The following is a 12,038-nucleotide window of genomic DNA, read 5'->3' on the forward strand; positions in this document are numbered from 1 at the left end:
CACCCGCCCCGAGTCAGCCCCGGTCCACCGGCGCCTCCCAGTCGACGATCGGTCCGGCCGGGACGATCCGCAGCGGGTTCACCATCGGGTGTGTGCCGTAGTAGTGCCGGCGGATGTGGTCGAGGTGCGTCGTCTCCCGGAAGGCCGGGAGGCGGTAGAGATCGCGGGCGTATCCCCAGAGGTTCGGGTAGTCGGTGAGCCGGCGCAGGTTGGCCTTGAAGTGGTAGTGGTACACCGCGTCGAACCGGGCGAGGGTGACCCACAGCCGCACGTCGCTCTCGGTGAGCGCGTCGCCGAACAGGAACCGGGATCCGCCGAGCCGGGCCTCGAGGTCGTCGAGGGTCGCGAACAGTGCCTGCACGGCGGCGTCGTACGCCGCCTGGTTCGGGGCGAACCCGCACTTGTAGACGCCGTTGTTGACCGTGTCGTAGACGACCTGGTTGAGCGCATCGATCTCGGCGCGCAACGGCTCCGGGTAGAGCACGACCGCGGGATCGGCCCACCTGGCGAACGCCGAGCCCAGGTCGCGGGTGATGTCGGGGAAGTTGTTGCTGACGATCCGGCCGGTCTCCCGGTCCCACAGCACCGGGGTGGAGACGTGCCCGTCGTAGCCGGGGTCGGTGGCCTCGTAGGCCTCGCGCAGCAGGGTGAACCCGTTCACCGGGTCCGGGCCGTGGCCCGGACCCTCGCGGAACGCCCAGCCGCGGCCGTCGCGGACCGGGTCGAGAACCGACAGCGAGACGACGTCGTGCAGCCCGAGCAGCGAGCGCACGATCGCTGCGCGGTGCGCCCACGGGCACGCCCATGAGACGTAAAGGTGGTAGCGGCCGGGCTCGGCGCGGTGGCCGGTGGAACCGTCGGCGCTGATGCGGCCCTGGAAGCGGTACACCGGGCGCTCGAACGCCGCCGCCCCCTTCCTGGCCGGAACCGTGTAGTCGCCGTACGTCGCGAAGTCGACCGGGCTCGCGGTGGGTGCGGTGGTGGTCATGGCGACAGCCTGCACTCACCGGGCCCGCATCGACGAGCCCTGCGGACCGCCGCCGCCCCTTTCCACGGCCTCGCGGTAGGGCACCACCCGGGCCGCGGGTGGCAGGCACGCGCCCTACCTGGGCCGACCGGCCCTCCCCGGTCTGCGCGGCCCGGGCTGCGCTCCCAGGCCGGGTCGGCTCGCCGCAGATGGTGCCCACAGGACGAGGTTGCCGGGTCCGGCGCCGCCCACACTGCGAACACGGGCGGCTCCCCACCGCCCCGGGTACATGAGGAGGGCCGGCATGGGTGCCGTGACGGCGCGGCGCGGCATCCGCTCAGCCACCGCGCTTGCGACCCCGCAGTGCCTGCGCCACACGGATCGGCAGCAGGCCGAACAACGGCGCCCGCCGGCCGATGTCCGCGCGGTCCTCGCGATCGAAGGCCCGGGCATAGCGCTGCGCGTCCTGCTCGCTCGGATAGCGCTTCGCACCGCCCGCCCCGCAGCCGCGCTGGCACTCCCAGCGCATGGTCTGACCCTCGCTGGCGAAGCGGAAGCGATGGCCGAGGACCTGACACCAGAACATCCCCGTCGATGCTAACCGGGTCCTGCCGGCAGCGCCGCCACGTGCGCCGCTGACATCCCTCTCGTACGAAAGCCGGCCACGCCATGACGACCACCAGCGAAGCGCGGACCGTCCGCACCGACATACCCGCCCGCCTCGACCGGCTGCCTTGGTCTCGCTTCCACTGGCGCATCGTGATCGGCCTCGGGACGGTGTGGATCCTCGACGGCCTCGAGGTGACCATCGTCGGCGCGGTGGCCTCCCGGATGACCGAGCCGGGCAGCGGGATCAACCTCACCTCGGCCGACGTGGGGATCGCCGGCGCCCTCTACGTCGCCGGCGCGTGCCTCGGTGCGCTGTATTTCGGCCAGCTCACCGACCGCTACGGTCGCAAGAAGCTCTTCATGGTGACGCTGGCCATCTACCTGGTGGCGACCGTCCTGACCGCCTTCTCGTTCGCGCCCTGGTACTTCTTCCTGTGCCGGTTCTTCACCGGGATGGGCATCGGCGGGGAGTACTCGGCCATCAACTCGGCGATCGACGAGCTCATCCCCGCCCGCAACCGCGGCCAGGTCGACCTCGCGATCAACGGCAGCTTCTGGGTCGGGTCGGGCCTCGGCGCGCTGGTCTCGCTGCTGCTGCTCGACGAGTCCCTCTTCCCGCCGAACATCGGCTGGCGGATCGCCTTCGGGCTCGGTGCCGTCCTGGGGCTGGGGATCCTGCTGGTCCGCCGCCACGTCCCGGAGAGCCCGCGCTGGCTGTTCCTGCACGGCCGGGTCGAGGAGGCCGAGCGGATCGTCGACCAGATCGAGGCCGAGGTCCGCGCCGAGACCGGCGCGGACCTCCCCCCGCCCACCTACGCGATCACGGTGCGGGCGCGGGACTCGGTTCCCTACCGGGAGCTGGTCAGGATCGCCTTCACGCGCTATCCGAACCGCGCGATCCTGGGCCTGTGCCTGTTCATCGGGCAGGCGTTCCTCTACAACGCCGTGACGTTCGACCTCGGGACCCTGCTGAACGGCTTCTTCGGGGTCGGTTCGAGCGACGTGCCACTGTTCATGGTGCTGTTCGCGGCGAGCAACTTCCTGGGCCCGCTGCTGCTCGGACGGTTGTTCGACACGGTGGGGCGGATCCCGATGATCGCGGGCACCTACCTCGGCTCGGCCGTCCTCGTGGTCGTCCTGGCGCTGCTGTTCCGCAACGGCAGCCTCACGACCGGGTCGTTCATGGCGCTGCTCATGGCGACGTTCTTCCTGGCCTCGGCCGGGGCCAGCTCGGCCTACCTGACCGTCAGCGAGGTCTTCCCGATGGAGACCCGCGGGCTGGCGATCGCACTGTTCTACGCGACCGGGACGGCCATCGGCGGCATCACCGGCCCACTGGTGTTCGGCACCTTCATCCACAGCGGGCAGGCCTCGCTCGTCGCCACCGGGTTCCTGATCGGCGCCGCGGCGATGGCGCTGGGCGGCATCGCGGAGCTGATCTTCGGCGTGCGGGCCGAGGGGAAGTCGCTGGAGAACATCGCCACCCCGCTCACCGCCGAAGAGGTCGAGGCCGACCCGCGGCGGCAGGGCGAGATCCAGGCCGCACGCGAGCTCGGGCGCGACACCGAGCAGCAGCACCTGGACGCCCGGGCCCGCAACATGCGGATCCTGCGGCGGGCCGCGGAGCGGGCCGAGCACGAGCGGCGCGGCCTGCGCCGGTTCCGTCCGGGCCCGGGCAGGGCGTTCTACTCCCCCGGCCAGATCGGCACGGCAGGCACGACGAGCCGCTGGTACGCGGCCTCCGACGAGGAGCTCGACCGGGAGCTCGACGCGGTCAGCCGGGCTCTCGCCCACCACGGCCCGACGCGGGTCAGCGAGCTCGCGCGCTACGTCGGCAGCCGCTACTGGGGGCCGGGTCGCTTCCGCAACGCGTTGAACGAGGCGGAGGCCGAGGGGCACGTGGAACGATTCTCGCGCGACAACTACCGGCCCGGCGGCGCGCCCCGGGGCGAGTCCCGCCCGAAGGCGGCCTCCGGTCGCTGAGCGGGCGGTGCGGCCCGGCGCCGCTCGCCGGTCACTCACTCGTCGCGAGCGGGCGGGTCGGTTTGGACGGGACCGGCGCCGTGCCGATCGTCAACTCCTCCGGGCTCGACGCCGCCGGGGTCCTGCAGCGCAGCAGGGCCTCCGGGTGCTCGGTCCGCAGGAACGCGATCAGCTGCTCGCGGATCTCGCAGCGAAGGTCCCACGAACTTGGCCCGTCGGCGGCCGAGGCGAGCACCCGCACGACCATCGACCACGGCGTGGAGTCGACGACCTGCAGCACCCAGTCCCGGCGGTCCCACAGCGGGGAGGCCTCGACGATCCGATGGGCCTCGGCTCGCAGCTCCTGCACCGGGGCGCCGTAGTCCAGGTGCAGCACGACGGCGCCGAGCACCCGGGCCTCATTGCGGGTCCAGTTCTGGAACGGGGTGTTCGTGAAGTACACGGTGGGCAGCACAAGTCGCCGCCAGTCCCACAGCCGCACGACCACCCGGGTCAGGGTCAGCTCCTCGACCCAGCCCCACTCCCCCTCGACGACCACGACGTCGTCGAGCCGGAGCTGATCGGTCATCGCCAGCTGCAGCCCGGCCAGCACGTTGCGCAGCATCGTCTGGGCGGCCAGCCCGGCCACCGCACCGGCGACCCCCGCCGACGCCAGCAGCGAGAGGCCGAAGGTGCGCAGCGACTCGAACGTCATGAGCATCGCCGAGAACGCCAGCATGATGACGCCGGCCGTCGTGAGCCGGCGCAGCACCGTGATCTGGGTCCGGACCTTGCGGTTGCGCCTGTTGTCGGAGACGTCCACGCGCAGGCTCTGGAAGGCGATGTCTTCCATGACGTAGAGCAGCCGGACCACCAGCCAGGCCGCCACCCCGATGAGCACGAGGAGCAGGACGTGCCGGACTCCGCGGGCCACCTCGTTGTGCGCGGGCGCCGAGGTGTAGAGCGCACCGACGACCAGCAGCGCGACCCATGGGCGGTGACAGCGCTGGTGCAGCAGCCATAGCAGGCGCCGGTCGCCGCCGCGGCGGCGCGCGAGCCAGCGCACCAGCACTCCGGACAGCCAGCCCGCGGCCAGGGCACCGGCCGTCCATGCCAACGGCGCCAGCACCAGGTTCACCCACTGCGCGCCGGTCAGCACTGCGCCCGACCCGCCGGCGGCGCCGGGAGGGGCGGCGCGTCGCGTTCGAGGTCCCACATCCGCCGGTAGGCCCCGTCGCTCGCGAGGAGCCCGGCGTGCGTGCCCCGCTCGACGACACGGCCGGCGTCGAGGACGACGATCTCGTCCACGGCCTCCAGCGCCGCGAGCCGGTGCGTGACCAGCAGCGTGGTGCGTCCGGCCGCGGCACACAGCAGCTCGGTGGTCAGCGCGTCGCCGGTGGCCGGGTCGAGGTGCTCGGCCGGCTCGTCGAGCAGCAGGACCGGCGGGTCGGCGAGCAGCACCCGGGCCAGCGCGATGCGCTGGCGCTGGCCGCCGGAGATGCGGCAGCCGTGCTCGCCGACGGGGGTCTCGAGCCCGTCGGGCAGGCCGTCCACCCAGTCCAGGAGCCCGGCGCCGGCGAGCGCGGCGCGCACCTCGTCCGGGCTCGCCGAGCGGCGCGCGAGCAGCACGTTCTCCCCCACGCTGGTGTCGAAGACGTGCGCGTCCTGTGCGCAGAGCCGCACCACCCGGCGCACCTCGTCGGCGGCCAGCTCGGTGACGTCGACGCCGCCCAGCCGGACCCGGCCGGTGCACGGGTCCAGGAACCGCAGCAGCACCGCGACCAGGGTTGACTTGCCCGCGCCGCTCGGGCCGACCACCGCCACCCGCCGGCCGGGCACGAGCTCGAGGTCCACCCCCTGCAGGGCCGGGGCGACCGCCCCCGGCCAGCGGGCCACCAGCCCCTCCACCCGCAGCGGGTACGGCGGATCCGGAAGCGGGGCGGGCACCACCGGCTCGGCCACGGGTTCCGTCCGGTCGAGCACGTCGACCACCCGGGCCGCCGAGCGGCGCACGTCCGCGAGATCACGGGGGGCCTGGGCCAGCACGGTGACGACCTCGGACACCGCGAGGGGGGTGAGCCCGATGACGGCGAGAGCCACACCGTCGAGGGCGCCGGACCGTACGGCGGTGACCCCGGCCGCCAGCGCCGCACACCCCGCCAGCCCGGTCGTGAGCGTGGCAAGGCCTGCGGCGAGCCCGTGCGCCCGGGCCGTCCCCCCGCGGGCCCGGCTCAGCGCACGATCGACGGCGGCCACCCGGTCCAGCCGCGAGCGCGTGGCGTCGCAGGCGAGCAGGTCGGGCATCGCGTGCAGCAATTCGGTCGTCGCCGCGGTCAACTCGCCGCGCAGCGGCGCGACCCGGTCCTCGGCGCGGCCGCTCCTGCACTCCGCCAGCCACGGCACCACGAGCGCGCCGATCACCAGTCCCGTGAGCAGGGCGAGTCCGGCCACCGGCAGCAGCGACCACAGCAGGACGACGGCACCGGTCCCGACAAGGGTGCCGGCGGCGTAGGGCGCGAGGACACGCAGGAACAGGTCCTGCTGGGTGTCGACGTCGGCGACGAACCGGGCGAGCAGGTCCCCGGACCGGTACGCGGGAAGGCCCGCGGGCGCGATCCGCTCCAGCCGCGTCCAGACCGCGACGCGCAGTCGCCCGAGCACCCGGAAGGCGGCGTCGTGCGACACCAGCCGTTCGGCGTAGCGGGCGGCGCCCCGGGTCAGGCTGAGGGCCCGCACCCCGGCGATCGCCACGGCCAGGTACAGGATCGGGGGGTGCTGGGCGGCGCGGGCGATGAGCCACGCCGAGGTCGCGAGCAGGCCGACGGCCGCGGCCAGCGCCACGGCGCCGCACACGACGGCGAGGACCAGCCGCCTGCCGACCGGTCGGCCGTATGCAGCGATGCGGCGCACCGGCGCGCGGCCCCGCTCCCCCGCCTTCGTTCTCATGCCGGCACCGCCTCCGGCGCCGGGACCGACCGGTCGTCCAGCCGCACGACCCGGTCGGCCAGCCCCAGCGGCCCGGGCCGGTGGGTGATCAGCAGGACGGTGCGGTAGGCGCAGTGGGGGCGCAGCGCGTCGACCACGGCCCGTTCGGTCGCGATGTCGAGCCCGGCCGTCGGCTCGTCCAGCACGAGCAGCGGCACGTCCCGCAGCAGTGTCCGGGCCAGCGCGACCCGCTGGCGCTGGCCCGCGGAGAGCCCGCAGCCGCGCTCGCCGAGGAGGGTGTCCGGACCTGGCCCGCCTCGCAGGCCCGCGGCCGACAGAGCCCGGCACACCGCGGCCTCACCGGCCCCGGGATCGGCGAGCCGGACGTTCTCGGCGATCGTCCCGGCCAGCAGCCGTGGTTGCTGGGGCAGGTAGGCGAGCCGGCGCCGCCAGGCGTCGGGATCGACTCCGGCCAGGTCCACCCCGCCGACGCTCACCCGGCCCCGGGCCGGGGCGAGGAAGCCGGCGAGCAGCGCGGCCAGCGTCGACTTCCCGCAACCGGTAGGCCCGACCAGGGCCACCGTCTCGCCGGGCCGCAACTCCAGCGACACGTCCGCGACCGCAGGCTGCGCGCGGCCCGGGTACTCGACGGTGACGCCCTCCACCCGCACCGGGTGGAGCCGCACGTCGGGCACGGCGATCGCATGAGCACCGGATGCCGGGGGCCGCAGCGGCGGCGTCTCCAGCACCGCGACGACGCGGCCGGCCGCCGCGAGTCCCTCGACGCACGCATGGTGGTGCACGCCCACCTGTCGCAGCGGGCGGTATGCCTCGGGCGCCAGGATCAGCACGAGGAGCGCGGTCTCGAGATCGACCGCCCCCCCGATCAGGCGCAGGCCGAGCCCCACGGCGACCAGGGCCACCGACAGCGTCGAGACCAGTTCCAGCACCAGGGCGGACAGGAACACCACGCGCAGCGTCGACATCGCCGCGCGCGCGTGCCGGTCGGTCACCTCGCGGATCGCATCGGCCTGTGCCCGTGCCCGCCCGAACACCTTCAGCGTCGGCAGGCCCGCGACGACGTCGAGGAAGTGACCGGCGAGGACGGCGAGGGTGCGCCACTGCCGCTGCGCCCGGTGCCGGGTCGCCAGCCCGATCAGGACCATGAAGACGGGCACCAGTGGCAGCGTCACGGCGATGGTCACCGCGGCGACCAGGTCGGCCCCGAGCACGCGGAGCAGGACCGCGACCGGCACCAGTACCGCGAGCACGAGCTGCGGCAGGTAACGGGCGAAGTAGTCGTCGAGGCCGTCGAGGCCCCGGGTCGCCAGCGCTCCCAGCTCGGCGCTGCGCTCGCCGGTCAACCAGCCGGGGCCGAGTCGCACCGCGTGGGCGAGCAGCCGGGACCGTAGCTGCGCCGTCACCACGGCGGCGGACCGGTGGGCCGCAGCCTCCTGCACCCAGTCCAGCCCCGCCCGCGCGAGCACCACGGCGGCGAGCAGCAGCAGCGACATCCGCAGCGCGGCGAGATCCGCGCCCTCAAGGAACGCCGCGGTGATCGTGCCGGCGAGCAGGCCGGCCTGCGCGATCAGCAGCCCGGCCGCGACGAGCCCCAGCACCACACACAGCGCCAGGTAGGCCCGGGCGGCGCGGGCGTGCGCGAGCAGTCGCGGATCCAGTGGTCGCAGGACCGCATCCCCGGTGGCTGGCACGCCGGTGTCCTAGCCCGGGGCCGCGTGGTCGGTTGCGCCGAGCCCCGGCCCGCCGATGCGCCTGGCGAACACCCAGTAGGTCCAGGCCTGGTATCCCAGCACGACGGGCAGGAAGATCGCCGCCACCCAGGTCATGATCGTGAGCGTGTACGGGCTCGAACTGGCGGCCTGGACCGTGAGGTCGTAGGCCGGGTCGAGCGACGAGGGCAGCACCGCGGGGTACAGCGCCAGGAACAACGTCGACGTACCGGCCACGATCCCGGTGCCGGTCAGTGTGAACGCCCACGCCGCCGTACGTGCCCGGCTCAGCAGCCATGCGCCCAGCAGCGCCACGACGGCGACCACGCCGGTCACCAGGGTCGCCGTCGAACCGCGGTGCACCTGGGTCCGGAACAGGAACACCGCGGCCAGCACGACCGCCACGGGACCGAGCCACATGGCCACCGTCCGGGCCCGCCGGGCCGACGCGCCCGCCGTCCGCAACGTCAGGAACAGCGCGCCGTGCAGGGCGAACAGCACGAGCGTGGTCAGGCCGCCGATCAGGGCGTACCAGCTGACCAGGTCGCCGAGGCCGCCGGTGAACACGTGCCCCGGGCCGATCGGCAGCCCACGCAGTACGGCTCCCCAGATCACGCCCCAGAGCGCGGCCGGGATCGCACTGCCCACGATCAGCGCGGCCTCCCAGCCCGCCCGCCATCGCGGGTCGTCGCTGCGACCGCGGAACTCGAAGGCCACGCCGCGCACGATGAGCGCCAGCAGAATGATCAGGAGTGGCACGTAGAGGCCGGAGAACATGGTCGCGTACCACAGCGGGAAGGCCGCGAAGGTGGCCCCGGCGGCGACGATGAGCCATACCTCGTTGCCGTCCCAGACCCCGCCGATCGTGTGGATGAGCGCGGTCCGCTCGGCGTCGTCGCGACCGAGCACCCGGAGCAGCATCCCGACGCCGAAGTCGAAGCCCTCCAGGAGGAAGTAGCCGGCCCACAGGACGGCGATGGCGACGAACCAGAGCACGGCGAGGTCCATGGCTGCCCGGATCGGTGGCGGTCAGTAGGCGAGCGTGGTGGGACGCTCGCGCTGGTCGGTGCGCTGCTGCTGGGGCGGCAGGCCCGCGGCGGCGCTGCGGCGCAGCAGCAGAACGCCGAGGACCCCGAGGGCCCCGTACAGCAGCGTGAAGGCGATCAGGGAGGTCAGCACGGTGCCGGGGCCGACGGACGGAGAGACGCCGACGGCGGTCCGCATCTGGCCCCAGACGATCCAGGGCTGGCGGCCCATCTCGGTGAAGATCCAGCCGAAGGAGGAGCCGAGCAACGACGCCACGATCCCGGCCACCGCCCACCGGTGGAACCCGGGGCCGCCCGGGAACCGGCCTCCGCGCAGGGCCCACAACCCGATCGCGGCGACGAGCGCGGCGAACGCGCCCAGCCCGATCATGAGCCGATAGGACCAGTAGGTGACCGGGATGACGGGCCGGTAGTCCCCGGGCCCGAACTGAGCGTCGTACCGCTGCTCGAGGTCGTAGATGCCCTCCACCCTGCCGTCGAACGAGCCGGTGGCCAGGAAGGACAGCAGCCCGGGGACCTTGATGCTCCAGATCTCCCGGGACCCGTCGAGGGTGCCGATGGTGATCACCGAGAACGGCGCGGGCTGCTCGGTCCGGTACAGCGCCTCGGCGGCTGCCATCTTCATCGGCTGCTGCTGGGTCATGATCACCCCCTGGGTGTGTCCGGAGACGGCGACGGCGATCCCGGCGACCACCGTGACCCACATGCCCGCCCTCGTGGCCCGCCGGAACACGGCCGCGTCCTCGGTGTGGCCGCGCCGCCACAGCTGCCAGGCGCTGATCCCGACCACGAACGCGCCCGCGGCGAGGAACGCCGCGGATACCGTGTGCAGGACCGCGACGAGCGTCGTCGACTGGAAGAGAACGGCGCCGATGTCCGTGAGCCGGGCGCGACCGCCCGCCGGGTCGACGACGAACCCCACCGGGTGCTGCATCCAGGCGTTCGCCGCCAGGATGAAGAACGACGAGATCAGCGAACCCACCGCCACCAACCAGATGGTCGCGAGGTGCAGCCGCGGGCCGAGCCGGTCCCAGCCGAAGATCCACAGACCCAGGAACGTCGACTCCAGGAAGAACGCGAGCAAGCCCTCGAAGGCGAGCGGGGCGCCGAAGATGTCCCCGACGAAGCGGGAGTACTCGCTCCAGTTCATTCCGAACTGGAACTCCTGGACGATCCCGGTGACGACGCCGAGCGCGAAGATGATCAGGAACATCCGGCCGAAGTACAGGGTGAGCCGCCGGTAGGACGGATCACCGGTGCGGACCCAGGCGGTCTGGAACCCGGCCACGATCCAGGCCATGCCGATTGTCAGCGGCACGAACAAGAAGTGGTAGACGGTCGTGATCCCGAACTGCCACCGCGCGAGGTCAAGTGAGGTCACCCGTACCTCCCCATGATCACGTGCTCGGAACCTCCCGTCGGGTCACCCCTGTTCCGGCCAGTGTCGGACCGCGACACAGCGGTCCACCTCGGCCCGGTGGCGCCAGCCGCGGGGGACGGAGCCGACCTGGCAGGGCAGCCACCGGGGCACCCCGTCCCGGTTGACCGGCGCCCGGCGGGGAACCCCCACGGATGACGGCAGCCGACGATCGCATCGCGCAACTACAGGCACGGGTCCGCCTCGGCGCGGGCTTCGGACTCACCGACCGGGACCGCGTGCTGCGCGGCCTCTCCGGCCTCGCCAAGCACCTGGCCGGCTGGGGTCCCGAGCAGGTCGACATCGAGGCCTCGGTCAAGGACCGCGACGGCCCCGACCAGCGCGTGACGGTCAACCTGTGGCTGACCGGTTGGCCGCACCTCGTGGCCGGTTCACGGCTGCCGGACCTCGACCAGGCACTCGTCGAGGCGCGCAAGGACCTGATCAGGCGGATCGAGGACGAGAAGTCGCGCCGTGAGCCGCACAAGGGGCGCGCCCCGGCCCCGGCCGGCGCGCGCTCAGCTTCCTCTCCCCTGCGGGGACGACACTGAGGCGGCACTGAGGCGACACTGAGGGCTCAGCGGAGAGGAGCGTGCCGTGAGCGCGATCGGAGCCCTGCTCGGAACCGTCCTGCTGCTGTTCCAGATCGTCCTGATCGCCCGGCTCGTCCTGGACTGGGTCGGAGTGCTGGCCGGCGGGGGCGGGTGGGCGTCGAGCGCGCGGCGGGTGACCCACGCCGTGACCGAACCGCTCATCGCGCCGGTGCGCCGGGTGCTGCCGCCGGTGCGGATCGGCTCGGTGTCGATCGACCTGGCATTCACCGCCGTCTTCGTCGGGGTGCTGGTGCTGCGCTGGGTCGTGCTGAGCCTGTGAGCCGGCGGGGCCGGCGCTCAGCGGCTCACAGCAGGCCGGTCTCCACCATCAACACCCAGATGCCCACCCCGGTACCGATGACGATCCCGTCGATGGCCGCCCACTGGGCGCGTTTGCCGGGACTGCGGTCGAGTACCAGGGCGACGACGCCGAGGATGACGGCGAGCGGGGCGAGCACGGCCGGGAGGAACAGGACCGACACGAGCGAACCGGCGAGGGAGAAATAGCTCAGAGGAGCGGTACCGCCGGCGTCGGGACGACGTGTCCGCGCTGGGCGGCGCACGATCCGCTGGCACTGCACGAGCAGCAGTTGCCAGGAGGATGCGGCGGGGATGATCATGATGCGGCTTCTCCGGGTTCGGCTTCCTGACGTCGAACTCGTTTCGAGGCCCTCGTCCGTTAGCACCGGTCCACGAGGATCGTCACTTCCGCAGCGTCCGGCCGTCGGGACCGCGTTGCACCGTGGGCGAACGGTGCGTCGATCACCCGGCCCGGCAGCCGGTCGGGCC

At 73.3% G+C, this 12,038-nt stretch carries 11 protein-coding genes; 3 read left to right on the plus strand and 8 right to left on the minus strand.

Features of this window, described 5'->3' with window-relative positions; translation table 11 throughout:
* Nucleotides 1-13: 13 nt before the first annotated feature.
* Both HF519_RS20075 and HF519_RS20080 read right to left on the minus strand, forming a co-directional pair.
* On the minus strand, nt 14-988 hold the full coding sequence (locus HF519_RS20075) for a glutathione S-transferase family protein (protein ID WP_169414522.1): 975 nt from the start codon (nt 986-988) through the stop codon (nt 14-16).
* Nucleotides 989-1,304: 316 nt separating this feature from the next.
* Complete coding sequence (locus tag HF519_RS20080; protein WP_169414523.1) at nt 1,305-1,553, minus strand: hypothetical protein; 249 nt, start codon at nt 1,551-1,553, stop codon at nt 1,305-1,307.
* 83 nt (nt 1,554-1,636) lie between these two features.
* Between HF519_RS20080 and HF519_RS20085 the strand changes: the two genes are divergently transcribed.
* The gene (locus HF519_RS20085) at nt 1,637-3,559 is read left to right on the plus strand and encodes an MFS transporter (protein ID WP_169414524.1); all 1,923 of its coding nucleotides are present in this window, start codon (nt 1,637-1,639) and stop codon (nt 3,557-3,559) included.
* 31 nt (nt 3,560-3,590) lie between these two features.
* Here the strand turns inward: HF519_RS20085 and HF519_RS20090 are convergent, their stop codons facing one another.
* The 5 genes from HF519_RS20090 to HF519_RS20105 are packed head-to-tail and all read right to left on the minus strand — an operon-like array spanning nt 3,591 to nt 10,620.
* Nucleotides 3,591-4,697: a mechanosensitive ion channel family protein gene (locus HF519_RS20090; RefSeq protein WP_211170305.1), complete on the minus strand. Its 1,107-nt coding sequence runs from the start codon at nt 4,695-4,697 to the stop codon at nt 3,591-3,593.
* Nucleotides 4,691-6,484 (minus strand): thiol reductant ABC exporter subunit CydC, encoded by a 1,794-nt coding sequence (gene cydC, locus HF519_RS30520; protein ID WP_211170306.1) that lies wholly within the window; start codon nt 6,482-6,484, stop codon nt 4,691-4,693. Before cydC ends, HF519_RS20090 begins: the two co-directional genes overlap by 7 nt.
* Nucleotides 6,481-8,175, minus strand: a complete 1,695-nt coding sequence (gene cydD, locus HF519_RS30525) for a thiol reductant ABC exporter subunit CydD (protein ID WP_211170307.1) — start codon at nt 8,173-8,175, stop codon at nt 6,481-6,483. The genes cydC and cydD overlap by 4 nt, the downstream gene beginning before the upstream one ends.
* A gap of 9 nt (nt 8,176-8,184) precedes the next feature.
* On the minus strand, nt 8,185-9,201 hold the full coding sequence (gene cydB / locus HF519_RS20100) for a cytochrome d ubiquinol oxidase subunit II (protein WP_169414525.1): 1,017 nt from the start codon (nt 9,199-9,201) through the stop codon (nt 8,185-8,187).
* A 21-nt stretch (nt 9,202-9,222) separates the two neighbouring features.
* Nucleotides 9,223-10,620: a cytochrome ubiquinol oxidase subunit I gene (locus HF519_RS20105; protein ID WP_169414526.1), complete on the minus strand. Its 1,398-nt coding sequence runs from the start codon at nt 10,618-10,620 to the stop codon at nt 9,223-9,225.
* A 191-nt stretch (nt 10,621-10,811) separates the two neighbouring features.
* Between HF519_RS20105 and HF519_RS20110 the strand changes: the two genes are divergently transcribed.
* Entirely contained in the window at nt 10,812-11,207 is a 396-nt protein-coding gene (locus HF519_RS20110) for an HPF/RaiA family ribosome-associated protein (protein WP_169414527.1), read from the plus strand.
* Nucleotides 11,208-11,253: 46 nt separating this feature from the next.
* Entirely contained in the window at nt 11,254-11,529 is a 276-nt protein-coding gene (locus HF519_RS20115) for a YggT family protein (protein ID WP_169414528.1), read from the plus strand.
* 25 nt (nt 11,530-11,554) lie between these two features.
* On the opposite strand, the gene HF519_RS20120 is transcribed toward HF519_RS20115, so the two are convergent.
* A complete protein-coding gene (locus HF519_RS20120) occupies nt 11,555-11,869 on the minus strand; it encodes a hypothetical protein (RefSeq protein ID WP_169414529.1) in 315 nt (104 codons plus the stop codon).
* Nucleotides 11,870-12,038: the final 169 nt, after the last annotated feature.

Source organism: Pseudonocardia bannensis (genome assembly GCF_012911875.1).
Taxonomy (GTDB): Bacteria; Actinomycetota; Actinomycetes; order Mycobacteriales; family Pseudonocardiaceae; genus Pseudonocardia; species Pseudonocardia bannensis.